The organism is Mycobacterium sp. E1386 (genome assembly GCF_001672745.1).
Taxonomy (GTDB): Bacteria; Actinomycetota; Actinomycetes; order Mycobacteriales; family Mycobacteriaceae; genus Mycobacterium.
The window spans coordinates 15,216-37,447 of the sequence record NZ_LZKH01000038.1 but is presented as its reverse complement, the minus strand read 5'-3'; the positions used below and the strand labels follow the sequence as shown (position 1 = coordinate 37,447).

The following is a 22,232-nucleotide window of genomic DNA, read 5'->3' as shown; positions in this document are numbered from 1 at the left end:
ACCGCCGGCGGGCCCGAAGCATCAGTCGCCCGCCGGAGACCCCGGCGGACGACAGAAATGTGTGATCTTGCTCAGCGCGACTCGTCACCGCGCATATCTTAAACTCCTCTTAGGGAACAGCCCAAACGAATGCGGTTTTTGGGGTGCTTTTCACACTTCGGTGGGCGTCGGCACCACACGCGCCCCCGCCACCGGCCCGGTGGCTACCCGTACCGTCCGGCAGACACCCGCCCCGGACACCTGGGCGCCCACGTCGACCGCCGAGGCGGCCGAGGGGCACAAGAAGGCGCATGTCGGGCCCGACCCGGACACGATGCCCGCCAGCGCACCGGCCTCGACCCCGGCTCGCAGGGTTCGGCGCAGCTTCGGATTCAGGCTCACGGCGGCCGCCTGCATCTCGTTGCCCAGCAGCGACGCCAGCTGTTCCGGGTCGCCCGCGGCCAAGGCCGCCAGCACCGGGCCCGGGCCGGCGAGCCGCGGCGGGTCCCCCGCTTCGCGGAGCCGGTCCAGCTCGACGAACACCGCCGGCGTCAGCAACTCACCGTCGGCGAACGCCAACACCCAGTGGAAGGTGTTGCGCGACAACACAGTGGCCAACTCCTCGCCGCGGCCGGTGCCCAGTGCGGTGCCGCCGTGCAGGGCGAAGGGCACGTCGCTACCCAGGCGTGCGGCGAGCATGCGCAGGTCGCGCCGGGGCACGTTGAGCTCCCACAGCGAGTTCATGGCGACCAGCACCGCGGCCGCGTCGGCGCTGCCGCCGGCCATCCCGCCGGCTACCGGGATGGATTTGTCGATCATGATCGAGACGTCGGGCGCCCGGCCGACGTGTTCGGCCATCAGTTCGGCGGCCTGCCAGGCGAGGTTGCGTTCGTCGGTGGGCAGCGTGTCGGCGCCCTCGCCGACGAGCTCGAGCGACAGCACGTCGGCGTTGCGGACCGTCACCTCGTCGAGCAGGGAGACGGCCTGGAAAACGGTGGTGAGCTCGTGATAGCCGTCCTCCCGGCGGTCGCCGACCGCCAGATAGAGGTTGACCTTTCCGGGCACCCGAACGGTGACCGACCCGGTGGGCACCCACTGGGCGGCGGTATTGCCGTCAGATGCGGACACCGCAGCAGACTATCGCTGCCGCCGGTCAACTACACGCAGCGGCGCCCCGAAGAAACCACAGTCAGCTCGGGGAAGGCTGCTGTTCGGCCGCGGGCGGCCCGGAGGTGACGGTGGTGCCGGCCGGGTCGGCCGATCGCCGCAACAGCCGCACAAAGTCCTCAATGGACAGCGTCTCACCGCGACGGGACGGGTCGATGCTGGCGGCCAACAGCCGGTTCGCCGACTCGTTGCCCGAGCCGGCCCACTCCGCGAACGCGTTGCGAGCCGTCTTGCGCCGCTGCGCGAACGCGATGTCCACCAGCTGGAATACCTGACGCCGGAAGGCTTCGTCGGTGGGCCAGCGCGGGGCGGCATGGCGGTCGATGCGAACCAGCCCGGAATAGACGCGCGGGATCGGCCAGAAGACCGTCGGCGACACCATGCCGCACCGCCGAACCGCGCCGAAGAACCGGACCTTCACGCTCGGGACGCCGTACTCCTTGCCGCCCGGTTCGGCGGCCAGCCGTTCGGCCACCTCCGCCTGCACCATGACGGTCACGGTCTGAATGGACGGGAATTCGGCGAGCAGATGCAAAATCGCGGGCACCGCGACGTTGTAAGGGAGGTTGGCGACGACCGCGTTGGGCTGGGCGGCCAGCTCGTCATGCCGAAGGGTCAGGACGTCGCGGTTGAGCACGGTGAGCCGGTTGATCTCGCTGCGCGAATGCTCGGCGACGGTTTGCGGCAACCGCTCGGCCAGCACCGGGTCTATCTCGACGGCCGTGACGATGGCGCCGCGGTCGAGCAGGGCCAGCGTAAGTGAGCCCAGTCCGGGGCCCACCTCGAGGACGTGGTCGGAACGGCCTATCCCAGAAGTCGCGACGATCCGGCGGACCGTGTTGGCGTCGTGAACGAAGTTCTGCCCGAGCGATTTCCGTGGCCGAAGGTCAAGTTCTTTGGCAAGCCGCCTGATCTCGGTGCGACCGAGCAGCCGGATGGTCAGTTGGCACCAGCTCTTCCGCTGCACACCGGCCACGCGCCCCAACCCTGGCGCTCTCGGGTCACCTCGGCGATCGCGATCTGTTCTTCGCGGGTGGCCAGGTCGGCGCGCGAAGCGAACCGCAGCCCACCGTTGCGCTCCCACGTGCCCTGGTCGAACTGGACGCCGCCGTAGTAGCCGTTGCCGGTGTTGATCGCCCAGTTCCCGCCGGCCTCGCAGCCCGCGATCGCGTCCCAGATGGATCCGTTGGTGACCGGTGGCACATCGGTGCCGGGCCGGGTACCCACCCGCACCACGGCCTCACGGGCCGGCGTGATCACGGTGTTGGCGATCGGCAACCGGCCGGTCTCGACCCCGTTGACCGTGGCCACCGCGAACGTGACGTCCTGGGTGCCCGGGGCTCCCGGGTCTTCGACCACCTGGCGGCTCATGTTCATGTCTGGGTCCTCGACCCGACGGGCATTCGGCGGCAACGGCATCCGCTCGGTGACCCGCTGGATCCGGTTACGCGTCACCTGGATCTCCATGCCGTCGACGATGGGCGAAGCCGCGTTGGGTACCGCCTGATCGCCCTCGAGGAGGGGCGCGCCGGCGGCGCTGAGCAGCCCCCCGACGTTCGGTGCCGGCAGGTGGACCGTGCGGGTCGCGCCGGCGTCGTTGATGCGAACCGTCTTCGCGCTGACGACGGGCAGCGCCATCCCGGCCAGCGGGACCCGGCTACCGCGGGAGGCCGCGGCGGGGGCCGTGTCGGTCATGGCGAGTTGGGCCAGCGCCTCGTCGACGGTCGACGCCGTCGTCCACACCTGCTTGGTGTCGTGGCCGTCCAGCGAGATCTGCAGCGGCCGGCTGCGGCGGAGCACGATGTTGGCGGCGTCGTGCACCTTGACGTCTCCGGCGGGGTACAGGTCGTCGCGCTCGTCGACGGCGAAGCCGTTCTCCTGGACGATGTCGATGACCCGCGCCTTCATGGTCGTCACCCGCATCGCGATGCCGTCGACGGTCAGCGTCACGGTCTTAACCGCGGAGACCGCGTACCCACCGGCGAACGCCAGAACTACTAACAGTCCTCCGACAACAAGCCGCAACATCGGAGATGGGGTCTGATGAAGTTTTGTTAATACAGTCAACGCGCGTCTATCCCGACCACAGCAAGCACTCCAACGACCTAATCAGCACCAAGCGACAAATAAGGGCCCGTAGGCCCCACCCTTTCGATCACAAGACGGTAACGAACCGGCCAATGTTGAGCAACTCCGGCGCGAGTTTGTTTACGGAATCGCCAGGTTCGGCGTCTTAGCCGTGAGCCAGTCCGTAGACCCGCCGAGCGTTGTTCGTGGTGGCCTGTGCCAGCTCTTCGGCTGGACGACCGACCAGTTCTGCGACCGCTCGCACAGTATAAGGAAGGCAGTACGGCTCGTTCGGCGACCCGCGGTAGGGGTGCGGCGTCAGGAACGGCGCATCGGTTTCCACCAGCAGCTGCTCCAGCGGTATCAGCGGGACGGCTTCCCGCAGGTCGCGGGCGTTGCGGAAGCTCGCCGTCCCGGACAGGCTGAGAATCCATCCGGCGTCCACGCACCGGCGGGCCATCGCGGCATCCGACGAGAAGCAGTGGAAGATCACGGCGTCGGGGGCGCCTTCGGCCGCCAGCACGTCCAGCACCTCGGCGTCGGCGTCCCGGTTGTGGATCATCAGCGGTTTCCCGCACCGTTTGGCCAGGTCGATGTGCCATGCGAAGGCTTCCCGCTGGGTCTTTGGGGCCGCGCAGCCGTCGAGGCGCCCGGGCCAATAAAGGTCCAGGCCGGTCTCGCCGACGGCCACCACCCTGGGATGCGCCACCAGCCGCTCGATCTCGACGCGTGCGCCCTCGTCCAGCGCGTCGGCGCGTGTCGGATGCAGCGCCACCGCGGCATACACCCGCGGATCCCATTCGGCGGCCCGCGTCACCCACCGCGCCGAGTCCAAATCGTCGGCGATCGTGACCACCGCCTCCACCCCGACCGCCGCGGCGCGTTCCACGATGGCGCGCACGTCCTCGGCGTCCCGCGCACCGCAGGCGTCGAGGTGGGTGTGGGCGTCGACCAAGGGGGCCAGCGGTTCCGGCGCGGGCGGGGCTTCTCGTTCTCGGCGTTCTCGGGGTTTGGAGCTCACCGGCACACAATAAGGTGGACTCTCGATGAGGCCCTTCTACGTCACGACCGCGATCACCTACCCCAACGGCGATCCGCACGTCGGGCATGCCTACGAGTACATCGCCACCGACGCCATCGCCCGGTTCAAGCGGCTCGACGGCTTCGACGTGCGTTTCCTGACCGGCACCGACGAGCACGGCCTCAAAATGGTCGAGACGGCAGCCGCGGAAGGCGTACCGACCGCCGAGTTGGCCCGGCGTAACTCCGATGTGTTCCAACGGTTGCAGGAGAAGCTGAACATCTCCTTCGACCGGTTCATCCGGACCACGGACGCCGACCATCACGAAGCCTCCAAGGCGATCTGGCAGCGGATGGAGGCGGCGGGCGACATCTACCTGGACAGCTATTCCGGTTGGTACTCCGTGCGCGACGAGCGTTTCTTCGTCGAATCCGAGACCGCGCTTGTCGATGGGACGCGCGTCGCCGTCGAGACCGGCACGCCGGTGACCTGGACCGAGGAGCAGACCTACTTCTTCCGGTTGTCGGCGTATACCGACAAACTGTTGGCCCACTATGACGCCAACCCGGATTTCATTGCGCCCGAGGTACGGCGCAACGAGGTGGTGAGTTTCGTCTCCGGCGGCCTGCGCGACCTGTCGATCTCGCGCACCTCATTCGACTGGGGCGTGAAGGTACCCGATCATCCCGACCACGTCATGTATGTCTGGGTCGACGCGCTGACCAATTACCTGACCGGGGTGGGCTACCCCGACACCGAGTCGGAGTTGTTCCGCCGCTACTGGCCGGCGGATCTGCACATGATCGGCAAGGACATCATCCGGTTCCACACCGTCTATTGGCCGGCGTTTCTGATGTCGGCCGGGATCGAGTTGCCGCGAAGGGTTTTCGCGCACGGCTTCCTGCTCAACCGTGGCGAGAAGATGAGCAAGTCGGTGGGCAACATCGTGGACCCCGTTGCCCTGATCGATACCTTCGGCGTGGACCAGCTCCGCTACTTCCTGTTGCGGGAGGTCCCGTTCGGCCAGGACGGCAGCTACAGCGAAGACGCGATCATCACCCGGATCAACACCGATCTGGCCAATGAGCTGGGCAATCTGGCCCAGCGGTCGTTGTCCATGGTGGCCAAGAACCTGGACTCAGTGGTGCCGACCCCCGGCGAATTCACCGCCGAGGACACCGAACTGCTCGACATCGCCGACGGCCTGCTCGAGCGTGTGCGCGCCGAATTCGACAGTCAGGCAATGCATCTGGCGCTGGAGGCGATCTGGCTGATGCTGGGCGCGGCCAACAGATACTTCTCGGCTCAGCAGCCGTGGGTGCTGCGCAAGAGCGAGTCGGAAGCAGACCAGAAGCGATTCGCGACGGTGCTTTACACGACGTGCGAAGCGGTTCGCATTGCGGCGCTGTTGATTCAGCCGGTGATGCCCGGCTCGGCGAGCAAGCTACTCGACCTGCTCGGGCAACCGCCCGAGCAGCGCAGCTTCGACGCCATCGGCGCAAGGCTGGTGCCCGGCACCGCGCTGCCGGTGCCGACCGGCGTCTTCCCCCGCTACCAAGTCGACTAGCCGCCCGCGAGGCGAACGCGCACGGTGACGCGCCCGTCGGCGTCGCGCATATTCGCGGCGATCTCGATCATGTCAATAGCGTTGCTATTATTTGTATCGGCGCTAATATGGCGGGGTGGCCATTGAGGATCGCCGCGCCCGCGACCGCGCCGCCCGTCGTCGGCTGATCACCGCCACGGCGCGCAGGCTGGCCGAACAAGAAGGTTGGGACGCCGTTACTACCCGCCGGCTGTCCGCCGAGATCGAATACAGCCAACCGGTGCTCTACAAACACTTCTCGGGCATGGAAGACATCGCGGCGTCGGTCGCCGTCGAGGGATTCGGCGAACTCGCGGAGGCGCTGCGCACCGCGCGCCGCGATGCCACCGACGGCCGGGACGCCCTGGCCCGAGTCGCTCAGGCGTTTGTCGGGTTCGCCCGGGAGAACCCCGCACTGTTCGACGCGATGTTCACCCGCAGGACGACGTTGCAGTTCGCCAGCGCGGACACCCCTGCCGAGCTGGCCGCGGCCTTCGCCGAACTCCGCGCGGCCGTCGACATGGTCGCGGGCCAACGGGATCCCGACACGCTGACCGAGGTGGTGTGGGCCGCACTGCACGGCCTGGTCACCCTCGACCGCAGCGGCCGGTTGCGCCCGGACCAGCACCCCGCCCGCGTCGACATGCTGATCAGCGGATTCTGCGGCGCCACCACCGCGACGAGGTGAGTCGCCACGCCGGCTCTCGACGCCGCCGCGGCTTCGGGGAAGGCGCCGCGAAACCGAATCGAGTGCGAAAAGGGAAGGCGCCGCCACGTTCGGCGTGCTCATCTGAGCGAAGACCTCGTGTATAGCCTATGTTATGCGCCATAATCGGCCGGTGGAGCGACGACGTAATCGGCAACATGGGGATTCGCCGATGACGACCTTGAAGCAGCTGCCGGCACTCGTGGTGCTCGAGCGGATCCCAATTCCCGTGCTGGCCATCGAACATGACGGCGCCATCCTGTTTTCCAACGCCGCGTTCGCCGAGATGATGGGCTACGAGCCCGAGGAGGTCTTGTCGCTCCGGTTCCATCAGATCTTCCATCAGGCGCCGGCCTCGGAATCGTTGTTATCGGTCGTTCATTCCCTGGCGAACATGGTCGTCGAACTGGCGCACAAGGACGGCTCGGTCGTGCGAGCCCTGATGAGCAAGTCGGCAGCGATGCGAGCCGACGACCAATTCGTGCTCGCGGCTTTCCAGGATCTGACCGAGCAGCTGTGGCAAGAAGACCGCTAGCCCCTCAGCGGCCGGTTGCGGCGGCCGTCTCGCGCCGTCTCCGATAGCGGCGCGGCAGGCCGCCGGAGACCATCAGCCGGAAGTGGCTGAACGACGCGTCGCCGGCCACTGCCAGGCGCGGCAACGCCAGCGGGTCGCAATGGCGATCCGCGAAGCCCGCCGTGGTGGACAACGCCCAGCGGATGCCGCGGCGACGCAGCGCGTCTTTGGCCCGGTTGTCGAAATCCTGCGGTCGGCCGTTGGGGTACGCGAAAATACTTGCTACCAAGCCAGTCTCGCGTTCGAGCGCCGCGCAGGAAGCGGCGATCTCCCGCTCGACCTTGTCGTCGTCGCAGCGGGCCAGGATCGGGTGGGTCACCGAGTGTGGATGCAGCGTCACCAGCCCGTCGCCGACCATGGCCCGGGCTTCGTCCCAGCTGAGCACCCGGAACGGACCTCCGTCGCCGTCGTCGCGGTACCCCAGTGCGCCGAGAATCGCATCCAGTGCGGCAATGCGGTCCGCATCGGGCACGTTTTTCAACCCCTCAACCGCGACGGCGTAGGCCTTGCCGCGGTTGCCGCTGCCGTCGAGCGAGCAAACGCCGCATCCCAACGCGCCAAGGTCGATCTCGTTAGCCACGGTGCGGGCGATCGCGAGCCAAAGCCGGTCAGGCCACAAGGTTTCGCCGCTGTCCATCGGGCCGGTCGCCAAGAACACCGCCGCGGACAGTCCCAGCTCGCGCAGCACCGGGACCGCGTGCGTGGCGAGGTTGCGGGTGCCGTCGTCGAAGGTGATCGACAGCGCGCGCGGCGGCAACGTGCCCCCGGCGAGCCGATCGAGCGCCTCCTTCAGCGGAAGAACGTTGAAATGCCTACGGATGTACTCCAATTGACGGCGGTATAGCGCCGAGCCGAGCACGTGCCGGCAGACCGGTGTAAGCGGTTCGTCTTCGACTCCATGGAACATCACGATCGCGACCGCATCCCGGTGCCGCCGCCGCGCGAACGCCGGAACGCCGGCGGCGCAGAGCAGCCCTGCCGCGAGGTTCTTGACGGCCGGGCGGGCCGCCAAGTCTCTCAGTCGTGACATCAGGCGCCAAATGCTAGCGGCGCCGCCATGATTCGCGCCTGGTGCGCCACACGATCACACCTACACCGACTATGGCTACTGCGATCCATCCTGCGCCGAACCACCACAGCCAGCCGAGATCGGAGTGGCTCTGCGACCCCGCGGCCGGACCGGCCACGGGTGAGTGTTCGACGGCGACCGGATCCTGTCCCCCCGGTGCGGACACCACGGCCACGCCCTTGAGGCGTTGCCAACGCTTGTTATCGGCGTTGAGCCACCGAAGCAGCTCGTCGAGCTGTGCCGGTGCGCCGTTCGACGTGGCCACCAACAAGGACCTACCCCGATCGAAAACCGTTTGGAGAGAGGCGAACCGAAGATTGGGGTCCAGCGCGAGCTTGGCCGGTTTACCGTCGGATTGGATGGCGTTGACGGTGATCGGCCCGCTGGGTCCCGCGGACACCGGCAGCACGACATTGGAGTGGTTCCACCCGTCGGCAGAAATCAATATCGCGGGATCCGACGAGTCGATCGCCTGCTGCACACTCGTGACCGTCGTGTAGAGCGGGACGGAGCTTATTCGCTGCAGGCCCACCACGAGGTTGATCGCCCGTACGGCGTCGATCAACGAGTGCGGCTCGATGCCCACCTGCACCCGAGGCATCAACGACTGTGGCACCGACTGAAACCCGTCCGGCACCGGTGGCGCTGCGGGGGTGCTCTGTATCGTGCTGTCGCCGTTGATGTTCAACGTGAGGAGCTGATTGCCGGGCCCCGCAGTGTAGAAGTCTCCGCAATGTCCGACGTTCGCCGCGACGTCGAGAACCAGGTCAAGGCTGGTGTACCGCTGCAGGAGTCGGTCCGGCACGTCGACCCAGCGGTCGATGGTGCCATGGCCGTCGGTCGGCCAGTGGTCGATGGTCTCCGGACCGACCGCCACGGTGATCTGGCCGGCGATATTGCCCGGAGTCGGCGTGTAGGAGCCCTGCAGATGCACGCGCAGGTCGTGCACGGATCGGCCGAACCTGGTCTGGTCCAATCCGATCGACACTCGCGGTTGCAGTGACGTGGCGTTGACGACCGGCTGCCCCAACTCGCGCAGCGCGACGCTGTCGCCGGGCCGCTGCAAGCTGGGCTTCAGTTGTTCCACCGCCGCCTTGGACGACAGGGCCAGCTGAGACACGTCGTTGAACAGCACGGCAGTGTTCGATTCGTCGGACTGGCCGAGCGGTCCCGACATCAACAGCCACGGCACACCGGCGGCGCCCTGCAGGGAAAGCCCGTTGTCGGGGCCCTCTTTGACGACGATCTGACGTTCCAGCGCTTGCGGCGGCGTCGGCGGTGCCGCCTGTCCTTCGGCCAACGGCGTCACGGATATCTCCGGGGTCTGCCTGCCGTAGTGACTGGCCACGGAGGCGGCCAGTTGAACGGCGGTGTCGGCCTCGTTAGCGGACGGAGATTGCGGCAGAAAGATGGATAGCTTCCGCAGCACCGGGGGCAGGAAATGGGCCACCGTGGTGGGCGGCAGTTCAACCCCGGTGTAGGTGACCGACCCGTTGGTCAGGCGAAGCGGGCTCTCCGGGTACAAGCAGTACCCATCGAGCGGCACCAGGTAGGAACGCAGCGTCACCGTCAGCCAGTTGTCATTCACTTCCGCTCCGGCCAACGGAATGACGAGCGGCGATTGATCGGCGGAGGGCAGATTCAGTCGGGCGATGGTGCGCTCGCCCTGCGTCACGGTGATCAACCCGGACCGCAAGTTGATCGGCAGCTCGACGGTGGTGTTCACCGCCGTCGGCGTCAGCCCGTGCAGCACAGGCACGGTCAGCTGCTGGCTGCTCGTCAAACCCCAGAACTCCAGGGTGGGGGTTGACCCAATGTCGGTCAGCGACAGGGTCGGCGAGTCGGCCGCGGTCGCCGGGTCGCCGGGCGCACCCCACGACGCCGGGGCGCTGATCACCAAAAATCCGGTCACGGCGGCCAGCGCAACCGCTTTGCCCAGACGTCTCGGGTACATCACCGGAACAGTATGCATCGTTGGATGCGCGTCAAGTCCCACTTACCGAATCAACGGCTAGAGGACCGCGAAAGAGGGTGCGGCACATCCGGCCCGAACGTCGGCACCCGGAGCCCAGGGCGGTCAGGGCTCCGTCGAGGCGTCGGCGCGGGCCGCGACGGCCGGGGCGTTGCGCATCATTTCGCGACCGAGGAATTGCCGGAAGTACGGGAGTGACGCTTCCGTCACGGTGCCGGGCAGCAGCAGTTCCAAGATCTGCCGCAGGCGCCCGGAGATGTCGACACCGGTACCCCTGTTCGCGTCATGGCGCGCTATCGCGTTGGATACCAAGCGCGTTCCGAACATCGCCCCGACGAGGAACTCGGACAGCACTTCGGGGTCGACATCCTTGCGAAGGTCTCCCTCGCCGATCGCCCTCCTGGCCTCCTCGGCGATCTTCGCTGCCAGGTCCGCATAGAAGCGCGCCGCGGCCTCGTTCAATCCGCTTAAGGCAGAGGCCAATTGCTCAGCGGTGCGAACCGTCTTGTCCGTATTCAGCACTTCGACGATGGTGAAGGCGCCGTGCAATAGGTTCTCCAGCCCCGGCGATGACGACCCACACACGTTCCGGAAGGCGGTGAGAAGAGCGTCGGAGCCCTCCTTGAGGATGTCCGACGCCAGCGATTCCTTGGAATCAAAGTGGTGGTACAGGGCGCCCTTGGTCATCCCCGTCCGCTCGATGATCGCCCCCCACCCGGCGGCCGCGTATCCGACTTCGCCGAACACCTCGATTGCGGCATCGAGAATCTTGCGTCGAGTGGCTTCGGACCGGACCTGGCGCGGCATCGTTTTGCTCCTCCAGATCCGCGATGGCTGCGAGGACGTCGTCACTCTGGGCTCGCATCGACCGCCAAGACGTCCAAGGTTAGCAGCCGCGGCCACCGCGAGCGTGCCGTCCGGTCGGCCTGGCTGCCGTTATGGCGAGTCTTCTCCGGTCGAACTCGCGTTGACGGCGAGGGCCGCACGCCGCCTTAGGAATTGGCGGAAGTAATCGGTTCGGTCCGGCTGCAGGATGCCACCCAGGATGAGCATCCAGCATTTCTCCAGGTCGAGCAGGAACCTTTCCGGCTCGTCCAGATTGCTCGTTTTCCGCAACCCCATATGCAGGGCCACCATCAGGCGGCCAACGTCGTCGGGATCGCAGTTCTCGCCGATGTCGCCCTCGTCTATGGCTTGCTGAACGACCGCCGAGAGGGCTTCCACCCATCCGCCGAGCATCGTGTCCTGCAGACCTTCGGGCTGCCCGACCGATTCGATCAGATTCAGCCCGGCCCTGACCAGATCCGTCTTGATGTCTTGAACGGCGATCAGGTACGAGAAGTCGATGAGGGTTTCCAGACCCGAAAGCCCCCTCGTCAACAGGTCTTCCACCGCTACCGTGGCCGCGGCGATCTGCTTGTTGATGAGCTCCACCGCCAGGGCGTGTTTCGACTTGAAGTGGAAATACATCGCGCCCTTGGTCAGCTGAGCCTCAGCCAGGATGTCATCGAGCCCGACGTCGTGATAGGGCCGGCGCGCGAACTGATGGGACGCAGCCCGCAGAATCTGCCGCCGCGTCGCGTCGGCGCGTCCATCGGTCGAGTGGGTCGTCATCGGGATGCCAGCTCAGCTCTCATCGGCCGCGAAGACGCGACCCTCATGCGAAGGCGTGAACCCGACACGAATGCCGGGGCCTCCCGCGTCGGGGCGGACAACGCAAGTGTCCTCGTCGGGGGCTGCGACCCTGACCTGTTCGATCGCCATCAGGTTGATGAGCAGGGCATACACCTCGGTTCTCAGGCGGTCTGAAGCGAAACCGACCGGCCACCCCCGGGCAGTACTTGGGCCACTTCTGAGATTAGCAGCCACAAACGCCCGGCTTGACGGTCCCGCAAATACCTGTAGTGCGGATCACACGATCTTTACAGACTATTAGTATGATTTGTACGCTATTATCAGTTTGTCAGTTTGTGGTCAGAGATGGCCCAAACCCATGGTTCAGGCTTTTGAACAGCAAATACGCCCCGTCCCGGGCCACCTGCAGGTTGTGAGGAGAAGTAGATGCCGGTCGTGACCACGAGGCCACGTGCGCAGGCAGCGTCAGCAGGTGGACCACCAGGGAAAGGACTAAGTGCCTTCGCCGCCGCGGGCGAAATACTCTTCGCTAGCGCTATGGTCCTATTCCATACTTTAAGTATGTTTGGTTGCGGAATGCCGGTGCTGCAGTACGGCGCGCCCCCGGCCGAAGCCGACCTGCCTCCCGCCGGAGTCAGCGGGTCTTCGCGTGCGACGAGCCGGGCCGCCGCTGAGGGCAGGGCCTGAAGTGATCGATTTCGGCGCCTTTCCCCCGGAGTTCAACTCCGCGCGGATGTATGCCGGTCCCGGCCCCGTCTCGCTGATGGCCGCCTCGGTGGCCTGGGACGGCCTTGCCGCCGAATTGCATTCCGCGGCAAGCTGTTACCGGTCGGTGATCGCCGGATTGACGAGCGGGCGCTGGATGGGTCCCTCGTCGTTGACCATGGCGTCCGCCTTCGCGCCCTACATGGCGTGGACCGCCGGGGCCGCCGCGCGGGCGGCCGAGGCGGCCGGTCAAGCCAGGCTCGCCGTCGAAATCTACGAAGCCGCCTTCGCGATGACCGTCCCCCCGCCCGCGGTCGCCGCTAACCGGGTCCAGCTCGCGACGCTGATCGCCACCAACTTCTTCGGCCAGAACTCGGCGGCGATCGCGGCCACGGAGGCCGAATACGGCGAGATGTGGGCGCAGGACGCCGCGGCCATGTACGCGTACGCCGCGGGCTCGGCCGCCGCGTGCGAGGTCACCCCGTTCAGCCCGCCGCCGGACGTCACCAACCCGGCGGGGGTGGCCAGCCAGAGCAGCGCGCTCGCCCAGGCCGAAACGTTGACGGCCACCCATACGTCGCTCTCGAACGTGGTGTCCTCGGTGCCCAACGCCCTGCACGGGCTCTCGTCGCCGATGATCGCCAGCACCCTCACCGACGCCGGTACCGGCGCCACGAGCACCGTGACCAACTCGGCCAGTTCGTCGCTGATGTCGAGCCTCGCGTCCAGCGTCCCCAGCGCCATTCCCACCTACTTCATGGCCGCGGCGACCCCGCTGTACGGGATGTCCTCCATCCTCGGCATGGCCCAGACCGGCCAGGGTTTGGCGAACGGCGCGATGGCGGCCGCGAACGCTGCGGGCGCTGCCGCCTCCGGGGCCGCGAGCGCGGCAGCGGGCGCGGCGAGCGCGGGCGCGGGCGCGATCGGCTCGCTCGGATCCGGCGTGATCGGCAGCCTGGGTAGCGCGGCCTCGCTGGGCCCACTGGCGGTGCCCGCCAGTTGGACCAGCGTGATCCCGGCGGCGCACAGTGCCGCCTCGGCTTTGCCGACCATCAGTCTCGCCGGCGCCAACACGCCGCCCAGCATCATGGGGTCGCTGCCGCGCCTGGCCGCCGCGTCCGGCAAGAACCTCGGGCCCCGGTATGGGGTCATCCCGACCGTGATGACGCGCCCGCCATCCGGTGGATACGCATAGGCCGTCACATCAACCGACCAAGCACTCGTTACGGAAGGAGCGGTAAGTGAAGTACACGCCCACCCAGATCGCCGGCGTGACGATCATCGACCTCGAACCGCAACGTGATCACCGCGGCTTTTCCTCCCGCACCTTCTGCGCCGACGAATTCGCCAGCCGCGGGCTGACTTTCGACGTCACCCAGACGAACATCTTCTTCAACTACACCCGTGGCACCGTGCGGGGTCTGCACCATCGGGTGCCGCCGTACGCCCAAACCCAACTGGTCCGCTGCACCCGCGGCGCCATCGCGGCCGTGACGGTGGACATCCGGCCCGGGTCGCAGACCTACGGCGACCACGTGATGGTCGAGTTAAGCGCGGACAATTACCGCGCGCTGTTCCTGCCGCCGTTTGTCGCGCACGGCTTCCAAACCCTGATCGACGACACCGAAGTCAGCTACCACGTCAGCGGTGAGCGGGCACCCTCCGACGAGCAGGGATTGCATTGGAACGACCCCGAATTCGGGATTGTCTGGCCGCTGCCGGTCACGGTCATCTCCGAGCGGGACGCCAGTTGGCCATCGCGAACGCCGACCTTCACGCCAATCGAGAGGGCAGCGTCATGTCTAAGCCGTTGATGACCCGGGAATTGGTGGATGTCGTGCACGCCGAACCAGGGCCGCACAACTGGAGGCCTGCCGGCATGATCCCGTCGGCTCGCCACCAAACGAGCGCTTTACCCGTCACCGCCGCTTCGGCGCCCTCCCCCGCGGGGAATGCCGTCCGGCGTTGGCAGCAGCAGTATTCGCAGCATCTGCGCATCAGCGACACCGTGATCGTGTGTGCGTCGGTGTTGCTCGCGCAGTACGTCCGATTCGGTGAAATCGCCAACACCTCGGGTTACTCGGACGTAGCGATGACGATGTTGTCATTCCTGTTCGCGGCACTGTGGCTGTCATCGCTGGCGGTATTCCAAACGCGCTCAACGCGAGTCATCGGTGCCGGCATCGACGAGTACCGGCGGATCGGCAGCGCGTCATTCTGGACGTTCGGAATCATCGCGATGGTGACCTTGCTCGCCAAGGTCGACCTGGCCCGCGGTTATCTCGCGATCGCGCTTCCCGTCGGGACCATGGGCTTGCTGGGGAGCCGCAGCCTGTGGCGCAAGCACATCCGCCAGATGCGCGCGAACGGCCAATGCCAGACGACGGTCCTGGCGATCGGGGACCGCCAGGCGGTTTCCCACCTTACCCACGAACTGACACGCAACCCGCTGGACGGCTACGCCGTCGTCGGTGTGTGCATTCCCGGCTACGGGAGACCGCGCGGCAATGCCCTCACCCTCGGCGGCCGTGCGGTGCCGATCCTCGGTGACGTCAGCGACGCGGTGGCGGCGATTCAGCGCTGCGGCGCCGACACCGTGGCGATCACGCAGACGGACCACTTCGGGATGCACGGAATCCGAGAGCTGATGTGGCAGTTGGAGACAATGGACGTCGACGTCGTGGTCTCGCCCGGCGTGATGGACGTGGCGGAGACGCGGTTGACCCTGCGTCCCACGGCGGGCATGCCGTTGCTGCATGTCGAGAAGCCGCAATACGAAGGGACGCAGCGCTTTCAGAAGCAGGTCTTCGATTTCCTCTTCTCGCTGGCGGCCCTCATCGGGACGGCGCCCTTCCTCATCGCGGCGGCGATCGCCGTCAAGCTCACCAGCAAGGGCCCGGTGTTCTACCCATCCGAACGGATCGGCATCGACGGTAAGCCCTTCAGAATGCTCAAGTTCCGGACCATGATCGACGGCGCAGACACACAGATCGATCACCTCTTGGAGCTGAACGAAGGCGCAGGCGGCGTGCTGTTCAAGATGCGCCAGGACCCACGGGTCACTCCCGTCGGCAGGATTCTGCGCAGGTTCAGCATCGACGAGTTGCCGCAGTTCATCAACGTCCTCAAGGGCGAGATGAGCGTCGTCGGGCCGCGCCCGCCATTGCGGCGGGAAGTCGAGAACTACGAGGGTGACGTCAAGCGGCGGCTGCTGGTGAAGCCGGGCGTGAGCGGATTGTGGCAAGTGAGCGGCCGATCCGACCTGTCCTGGGAAGAGTCGGTGCGGTTGGACCTCTCCTATGTCGACAACTGGTCGATGTCGGGTGATCTGATGATCATCGCCAAGACGATTAAGGCCGTTCTCACCAGTCACGGCGCATACTAGGGAGTCATGACTGAGCCGACGACCCCTGGTGCGGTCGTCCCATCGGTGCCGCTCTCGCGGATGGCTCACGCGTTCTCGATTCAACTGATCTGCCGGGCACTGGGCATGCTGGCCTCGGTGGTCTCGGTGGCGATGACGGCGCGCTACCTGGGTCCGGGCCGTTACGGCCAACTCTCCATCGCGGTGCTCTTCATCGCCGTGTGGACCAGTCTGGCCGATCTCGGCATCGCGACCGTGATCGTGCGCCGCGTGACCTCGGGCCAGGGCGACCTCGAGCGTCTGGTGCGCGTCAACAGCGGCATGGCCCTGATCTATTGCGTTCCGCTGGCGTTGTTGGCGGCCGGCTCCGGCTTGCTCATCTATCACGACGCCGACGTCCGAGTGATGCTCGTGGTGCTGTCCGGGGCGCTGCTGATGCAGACCATGACGACGCGGTTCGAGCCGGTGTTCTTGGCCACCGTCCGGTTCTCGGCGGTGGCCATCTCCGACGTCGCCGGGCGCCTGGCCGCGCTGGCCATGGTCGTCGGCTTGGTCGCGGCGCGGGCGGACGTCGTCTGGTTCGCTGTCGCGCAACTGATCCCGCCCGCCCTGCAATTGGTGATCCAGGGCACCGCGGCGATGCGGCACATTTCGGTGCGCCCAATCTTCGCGCCCCGGGAGGCCGCGGATCTGTTGCGGGAAAGCCTGCCGCTGATGGGGTTTCTGGTCGTCGGACTCCTGTACTGCCGCGCCGACGGGGTGATCCTGTCCCTGCTGAGCACCCACTCCGAGGTGGGCGTGTACGGGCTGGCCTTCACCATCGCGTTCAACACCATTGTGGTCTCACTGGTCTTCCTCAAGTCGACGCTGTCGACGGCCACCGAGCTGTTCTCGCGTGACGTCGCCGCGTTCGCCGCCTTCCTGCGCCGCAGCGTGGAGTTGATGTACTTCGTGGCGATCCCCGTCGCGGTTGTCGGGGCGCCGTTGGCCGGACCGCTGATCGGGTTGTTCGGCGATAAGGGGTTCGTCGCCCGCGGGACGCCGACGCTGGCGTTGCTGTTCGTTGCGGCGGCCCTGCGATTCATCAGCGGCACGCTGGGCCAGGGTTTGGTCGCCAGCCATCATCAGCGGGTGTTGCTCTGGCTGACGGTCGCCACCCTGGTGCTCAACGTCGCGCTCAACGTCGCGCTCGCGGGCCGGCTCGGCGCCGTCGGCCCCGGCATCGCGCTGGTATGCACGGAGTTCTTCAACCTGGCGGTGAGCAGCTGGTGGCTGCGCCGGCACTGCGGTTACCGTACGCCCGTGGCGTTCTTGCTGCGGGTGCTGATGCCGACGGCAGCCAGCGTCGCGGCGACCCTGTTGCTCCGGGGTCACCACGTGGTTCTCGTCCTCGCGGTGGCCGCCGTCGTCTACCTCGCCACCAGCGCGGCCGCCGGCCCGCTGCGCTGGTCGGACCTTGCCTCCTTGCGCCGAAATCGGCTGGCGGCATGAAGCGTGAACTGGACCGGCAATATCTGAAGGGCCCGGTCGGCGGCGCGGCCGGGCTGCCACCGGTCCGGCCGCTTGCCGTGCTGATCGTGGCCGGGTGCGGCCCCGACACGCTCGAGGGGTGCCTCGCCGGTGTCGCCGAGCAACTGCCCGGGCTGGCCGTCTATGTCTACGCGACCGGCGACTGTAGGAAAGTGGCGGCCCGGCACCCGTGGGTCCACTTGGTGTCGGGCGCGGCGAAAGTTGGCTTCGCCGAGGCCTTCAACGCGCTGGTGGGGCACGCCCCGAGCGACGCGGATCTGCTGCTGCTGGACGTCAGAGTCCGCCTGTTGGGACCGCTGACCCGCACTCGCGAGTTGCTGCGCGGACCTCGGGTGGCCGCGGTTTCGCCGATGGCGCGGGGCGACACCACGCCCGGCTGGGCGCCGTGGGACGTCGCAACCCGCCGCCGGACCCTGGTTCGCGAGCTGGCGGCGGGCAGGCGGCGGGGCTCACCGTTTTCACGCCGCTACGCCCGGCAACCACCCGAATCAGAGGGCGTCGAGGGCGAATTGGACCCCACCTGCCTGGCGATCAACCGCGCGGCGTGGAACACCGTCGGGGGCTTCGACGAGGAGTTCAGCGGCGTCGCAGCGGCGGCGGACTGGCAGGCCCGCGCCCGCGCGGCGGGCTGGCGGATGCTGCTGGCCGATGAGATCGGCGTCGAGGGTGCCGGTCTCGGCGACGAGGAGAGCACCGCCGCCGAGCCCCGCCGCGAGCGGGATCTGGCGCGAGCCGATACCGCGCTGCTGCTCGAGCACCAGCACAGCGTGCACCACGCCGACGCGTACCTGGCCGGTACCACCCTGCTGCGGTCGCGGCGGAGCCTTCACGGCGGCCGCCGCAAGGACCTGCCCGCGATCGTGATCACCACCAACCGCCTGGTCTACGGCGGCGCCGAGAGGCAAAAGGCTTTGCTGGCAACGGAGTTGGATAGCCGGGGTTACTCGGTCACCATCGTCTGCGTGCAACGGTTCGGCCCAATGATCGCCGAGATTCCGGACACCGTGCGCGTGGTGCGCCAGCCGTGGTGGGCGCCCGTGGTCGATATCCCCGAAGGCCCGGCGGTGCTCATCACCGCCGACACCAACACGGAGGCGGGATTCGCGTCACTGTGGCGTGCGGGCGCGGCCGGCCGGCGCTGGTTGGTGGCTCCGCATGTCCCTCCCGAGCAGGACCGGCCCATTTACTCGCGGCCGCTGACCGCCGCCATGCGCCGCGCCGACGGCTTCATCGTGTTGGCCCAACGGCATTGGGACATGCTGGTCGCCCAGCATCGGTTGTGGGGACGGCACTTCGTTGCGCCCAACGGCGTCGCCCTCGCCGGTGACCCGGCGCCCCGGGTCCGCACGGCCGGTGACCCGCTGCACCTGGTCATGCTGTCGCGGATCGTCGAGCACAAGAACCCGCACCTACTGATCGAGGCGCTCGGCGAGCTGCCCGATATGCCATGGCGGCTCTCGGTTTTCGGTGACGGCCCGGATCGCGAGAGGTTGCAGGCGCTTACCCCGGCCGGCTTGCGCGATCGGGTGCAGTGGCGGGGATGGTCGGCCGGACCCGGGCCCGCGCTGGCGGACGCGGACCTGCTGTGTGTCCCGAGCCGGTCCGAGGCGTTTCCGCTGGTGATTCTCGAGGCGATGGCCCGGGCGGTTCCCGTTGCGGCGTCGGCGATTTGCGCCGTGCCGGAAATGCTCGATTTCGGCAGGGCGGGATTCCTGGTCGAGCCGGTGTCGGTGGTGGGGTGGCGGGAGAGCCTGGCGCGGATCCTGGCGGAGCCGGACGCGTTGCCGCCGGTCGGGCGGCGAGGCTTCGAACGGATGCGTAAGCACTACACCGTCGAGGCGATGACCGACGCCTACCTCGAGGCGATCAATGCGGTGCTGTGAACGCCCGCTGGGGGCAATGGCTTTCGTCCAAGGCCCTACCGCTCGTAGCGGAGGATCCTGGCCACCGTGCGGGGCGACGTCTTGTGCTGCCCGAACCCGCTGTACAGGAAATACCTGGGTTCCACGTAGAGCTGCTCGATGCCCGTCGGCACATCGGCGAAGCACTCGGACAGGGCGGTGTCGATGAAGAACGCATCGGAACCGGAGTGGGAGTTGCAACAGACCAGGCGGTAGCCGAAGCGGGCGAACAGCTCGGCATAACTGCTCAGCGACGCCCCGAAATAGTCGTCGGACTGCCACACGTGCTCGGGGTCGTAGGCGATCTGAAACTTCACCGGCGGGGGGAACTTCCCGTTGTATTCGACGATGAAGAGTTTGGGCCGGATGCCATCGGCCAGGAGTTTCTCGACCAGGTAGATGTCGTTGCCGTCCAGGTCGAGGGAGACCACGTCGACCTGGGTGGCGTCGATCCTCCGCAGGCAGGACCGGGCCAGCGCAACGATATTGTCCGCCGTTACCCACGCCTTCTCGTAGGCGAACCGCGGGTGGTCCTCGACGGCCACGGCCAGGTCCTGGCCCCCGACCCAGAAGCCCTTCCAGCCCAGGGCCGCAAGGATCAGGGTGTTGTTCTCGGTCCCGTCGCCGACGCCGAACTCCGCGAAGACGCCGCCGTCGAGCCGGCCGATGCGGCGCAGGATCTCCAGCGTTATTCCGTCCTCGTCGGTCGCCGAAAAACACTTTTTGCCCGCGCGGTTGAGCGGGTTGGGATGGTTCGCCTTCAGCGACTGGGAATGATCGAAAAGGATCAGATCCTTGAGCTGGTCCCGCGTTTCACTGCCGAGAATGCGCCGGACCTTCTGCCGGAGCGTCTCTTTCGGCGGCGGTGTAGCGCTTTTGGCCATTGGAGACCAAAGCTATCACGGCCCCGCCTGACTATTCCCGGCATTCGCTGAATAGCGGTGCTGCACAACGCCCGTCCGCGCCGAAATTCGGTCCCGATTTGCTTGCCGATGGCGTTGCGGGTGCCGTAGGTTCTCCATTGTCCCGGTGTTTGCTCAAGGCGCGGGTCATGCTCGGGAGGGTCTGATAGGCGTGTTGTGCCGCATCTGCAATTCGAGCACCAGTCTGGCGTTCACTCACCGGGTCCTCGCCAAATACGACTGCAAGTACTACTTCTGCGACAACTGCGGCGGCCTGCAGACCGAAGAGCCGCATTGGCTGGACGAGGCCTACGCCAGCCCCATCGCGGCGGCGGACACCACCATGCTGTGGCGCAATCAGTATCTTGCACGGGCGATGTCGGTGCTGCTGTACTTCTTCTTCGATCGCCGCGGCCGGTTTCTCGACGCGGCCGGGGGCTATGGTGTTTTCACCCGCCTGATGCGGGACATCGGCTTCGACTATTACTGGACCGACAAGCACTCCCCCAACCTGACCGCGCAAGGCTTCGAGGCCGATGCGGGTCCGGGCCCGCCGTACACGGTGGTCACCGCCTTCGAGGTGATGGAGCATCTCGCCGACCCGGTCGGATTTGTTGCCGAATTGCTGGAGACCACGGGCACCGACACCATCGTGTTCACCACCGAACTCTTTGACGGCCGGCCCCCGCCACCGGAGGAATGGATGTACTACGCCTTTGCCACCGGCCAGCACATCACCTTCTATCAGAAATCGACGTTGGCGCTCATCGGAAAGCAGTTCGGCATGCAGTTCCACACCTCCAAGACGCGGTGGTGGCAGCTCGGGGGCATGGGTCTGCACATATGGACTCGCGAGAAAATCAATCCGCTGGCCTGGCGGCTGCTGGCCTCCCCCCGCATCACGGGCCTCCTCGAGGGCCTGCCACGACGCGCGCTTCAGACACGGATGTGGACCGACGCCGACGTTTTCCTGCAGGCCGACAACGAGCAATGAAATCGCCTCGGGTACTTTGGCTTTCGCCGTGGACACGGCCGGCGGTGCGCGTGCAGGCCGAGGGGCTGTTGCGCCGCGGCGCCGACGTGTTGCTGGTGACCTCCGACCGGCACCCCGAGTCGGACGCCGCCCGCGACTACGAGCTGGTGCTCGATCCGCGGTTCAAAACCGCCGCCACCTGGCTCCCAACCTTCAAGGCGTGGCGCCGGATCCGCGAGTTTCGACCCGACGTCGTGATCGCCGAGATCGTCCGTGATCCCCGCTGGATCGCGTTGGCCGGGCGCGTTCCCCGCATCCAGGTGGTGCATGACGACCGGCCGCACGACCCCGGCGAACAGGTCCCGTCCTACGAACGCGCGGTGTTCGACCGGTGGGGCGCGCGCTCGGCCGCCACCATCACCTACAGCGAGTACGTTGCGGCAGCCGTCGCCTCGCGCCGCGATGTCGCCGGCACGCCCGTGTTTGTCGTGCCGCTCGCGAGTGATATTGACCCCCAACGCGTTCCGCCATTCGTGGGTCCCGAGGGTCGCCGGGATTTCGTCATGTTCGGCCGGCTCAACCCGTACAAGAACGTCGATGTCGTGCTCGAGGCGTGGCAGCACCATATCGTCGGCGGCGGCTGGCACGGTGACAACCTGGTGCTCATCGGCGACGGGCCGCTGGACCCCGCCGCGCTGCCCAAACACACGCGCTGGCGCAACGGCAGCTACCGCTACGCCGACGTCATCCCGACACTGGCCGCCGCGAAGGGTTCGGTCTGCCATTACCGACGCGCGTCACAAAGCGGCGTGCAGGTGCTCTCGATGCAGCTGGGGGTGATGCCGATCGTGTCGACGTCCGGCGGCCTGCCCGAGTACCAGCCGCCCGGCTGTCCCCCGATCGGTGTCGACGATGTCGCCGGAGTCGCCGCCGCGTTCGACCTGCTGGCCGACCCGTCGGTCGCGGCGCAGCGCGGGGCCGAGGCGGCGCGCTACTACGCGCAGCATTGCGACGTCGACATCGTCGCGGAGCGCTTCCTGGACGTCATCGACCGGGTGCTGGCGAGTCGGCGCTGAGCTGCC

The 22,232-nt window shown here is 67.1% G+C and carries 19 protein-coding genes; 10 read left to right on the top strand and 9 right to left on the bottom strand.

Annotation, left to right across the window (positions count from 1 at the left end):
* Positions 1–150: 150 nt before the first annotated feature.
* The 4 genes from A5709_RS04385 to A5709_RS04370 form a co-directional block, all read right to left on the bottom strand.
* Positions 151–1,107 carry a 4-(cytidine 5'-diphospho)-2-C-methyl-D-erythritol kinase gene (locus tag A5709_RS04385; RefSeq protein ID WP_067944168.1) on the bottom strand — a complete coding sequence of 319 codons (957 nt, stop codon included), beginning with the start codon at positions 1,105–1,107 and terminating at the stop codon, positions 151–153.
* Between the two features lie 61 nt (positions 1,108–1,168).
* Positions 1,169–2,122 (bottom strand): 16S rRNA (adenine(1518)-N(6)/adenine(1519)-N(6))-dimethyltransferase RsmA, encoded by a 954-nt coding sequence (gene rsmA, locus A5709_RS04380; RefSeq protein WP_068009307.1) that lies wholly within the window; start codon positions 2,120–2,122, stop codon positions 1,169–1,171.
* On the bottom strand, positions 2,086–3,213 hold the full coding sequence (locus A5709_RS04375) for a resuscitation-promoting factor (protein ID WP_197500945.1): 1,128 nt from the start codon (positions 3,211–3,213) through the stop codon (positions 2,086–2,088). Before A5709_RS04375 ends, rsmA begins: the two co-directional genes overlap by 37 nt.
* 166 nt (positions 3,214–3,379) lie before the next feature.
* The gene (locus A5709_RS04370) at positions 3,380–4,240 is read right to left on the bottom strand and encodes a TatD family hydrolase (RefSeq protein WP_067944160.1); all 861 of its coding nucleotides are present in this window, start codon (positions 4,238–4,240) and stop codon (positions 3,380–3,382) included.
* A gap of 19 nt (positions 4,241–4,259) precedes the next feature.
* Here A5709_RS04370 and metG point away from each other — a divergent pair, with 19 nt between their 5' ends.
* The 3 genes from metG (at position 4,260) to A5709_RS04355 (ending at position 7,060) form a co-directional block, all read left to right on the top strand.
* Complete coding sequence (metG, locus tag A5709_RS04365; protein WP_068118232.1) at positions 4,260–5,801, top strand: methionine--tRNA ligase; 1,542 nt, start codon at positions 4,260–4,262, stop codon at positions 5,799–5,801.
* Positions 5,802–5,916: 115 nt separating this feature from the next.
* Positions 5,917–6,507 (top strand): TetR/AcrR family transcriptional regulator, encoded by a 591-nt coding sequence (locus A5709_RS04360; protein WP_068118230.1) that lies wholly within the window; start codon positions 5,917–5,919, stop codon positions 6,505–6,507.
* 190 nt (positions 6,508–6,697) lie between these two features.
* Positions 6,698–7,060 (top strand): PAS domain S-box protein, encoded by a 363-nt coding sequence (locus tag A5709_RS04355; protein WP_067200408.1) that lies wholly within the window; start codon positions 6,698–6,700, stop codon positions 7,058–7,060.
* 4 nt (positions 7,061–7,064) lie between these two features.
* Here A5709_RS04355 and A5709_RS04350 read toward each other — a convergent pair whose 3' ends face one another.
* The 4 genes from A5709_RS04350 to A5709_RS04335 form a co-directional block, all read right to left on the bottom strand.
* Positions 7,065–8,120 carry a polysaccharide deacetylase family protein gene (locus A5709_RS04350; RefSeq protein WP_068118249.1) on the bottom strand — a complete coding sequence of 352 codons (1,056 nt, stop codon included), beginning with the start codon at positions 8,118–8,120 and terminating at the stop codon, positions 7,065–7,067.
* Positions 8,121–8,142: 22 nt separating this feature from the next.
* Entirely contained in the window at positions 8,143–10,140 is a 1,998-nt protein-coding gene (locus tag A5709_RS04345; RefSeq protein ID WP_068009206.1) for a hypothetical protein, read from the bottom strand.
* A gap of 105 nt (positions 10,141–10,245) precedes the next feature.
* Complete coding sequence (locus A5709_RS04340; protein ID WP_067944155.1) at positions 10,246–10,947, bottom strand: TetR/AcrR family transcriptional regulator; 702 nt, start codon at positions 10,945–10,947, stop codon at positions 10,246–10,248.
* A gap of 129 nt (positions 10,948–11,076) precedes the next feature.
* Positions 11,077–11,754: a TetR/AcrR family transcriptional regulator gene (locus A5709_RS04335; RefSeq protein ID WP_067944154.1), complete on the bottom strand. Its 678-nt coding sequence runs from the start codon at positions 11,752–11,754 to the stop codon at positions 11,077–11,079.
* Positions 11,755–12,463: 709 nt separating this feature from the next.
* Here A5709_RS04335 and A5709_RS04330 point away from each other — a divergent pair.
* The 5 genes from A5709_RS04330 to A5709_RS04310 are packed head-to-tail and all read left to right on the top strand — an operon-like array spanning position 12,464 to position 19,257.
* Positions 12,464–13,675, top strand: coding sequence for a PPE family protein (locus tag A5709_RS04330; protein ID WP_067944153.1), 1,212 nt, complete (start codon positions 12,464–12,466; stop codon positions 13,673–13,675).
* 46 nt (positions 13,676–13,721) lie between these two features.
* On the top strand, positions 13,722–14,294 hold the full coding sequence (locus A5709_RS04325) for a dTDP-4-dehydrorhamnose 3,5-epimerase family protein (RefSeq protein ID WP_068118228.1): 573 nt from the start codon (positions 13,722–13,724) through the stop codon (positions 14,292–14,294).
* The gene (locus tag A5709_RS04320; protein ID WP_067944146.1) at positions 14,279–15,865 is read left to right on the top strand and encodes a sugar transferase; all 1,587 of its coding nucleotides are present in this window, start codon (positions 14,279–14,281) and stop codon (positions 15,863–15,865) included. Before A5709_RS04325 ends, A5709_RS04320 begins: the two co-directional genes overlap by 16 nt.
* A 6-nt stretch (positions 15,866–15,871) precedes the next feature.
* The gene (locus A5709_RS04315) at positions 15,872–17,335 is read left to right on the top strand and encodes a flippase (protein WP_068118225.1); all 1,464 of its coding nucleotides are present in this window, start codon (positions 15,872–15,874) and stop codon (positions 17,333–17,335) included.
* A complete protein-coding gene (locus A5709_RS04310; RefSeq protein ID WP_067944142.1) occupies positions 17,332–19,257 on the top strand; it encodes a glycosyltransferase family 4 protein in 1,926 nt (641 codons plus the stop codon). The genes A5709_RS04315 and A5709_RS04310 overlap by 4 nt, the downstream gene beginning before the upstream one ends.
* A gap of 35 nt (positions 19,258–19,292) precedes the next feature.
* Here the strand turns inward: A5709_RS04310 and A5709_RS04305 are convergent, their stop codons facing one another.
* Positions 19,293–20,159 carry a hypothetical protein gene (locus tag A5709_RS04305; protein ID WP_067944140.1) on the bottom strand — a complete coding sequence of 289 codons (867 nt, stop codon included), beginning with the start codon at positions 20,157–20,159 and terminating at the stop codon, positions 19,293–19,295.
* A 190-nt stretch (positions 20,160–20,349) separates the two neighbouring features.
* On the opposite strand from A5709_RS04305, the gene A5709_RS04300 reads away from it, so the two are divergent.
* Both A5709_RS04300 and A5709_RS04295 read left to right on the top strand, forming a co-directional pair.
* Positions 20,350–21,171 carry a class I SAM-dependent methyltransferase gene (locus A5709_RS04300; RefSeq protein ID WP_067944138.1) on the top strand — a complete coding sequence of 274 codons (822 nt, stop codon included), beginning with the start codon at positions 20,350–20,352 and terminating at the stop codon, positions 21,169–21,171.
* Entirely contained in the window at positions 21,168–22,226 is a 1,059-nt protein-coding gene (locus A5709_RS04295) for a glycosyltransferase family 4 protein (RefSeq protein ID WP_067944135.1), read from the top strand. Before A5709_RS04300 ends, A5709_RS04295 begins: the two co-directional genes overlap by 4 nt.
* The last annotated feature ends 6 nt before the right edge of the window (positions 22,227–22,232 follow it).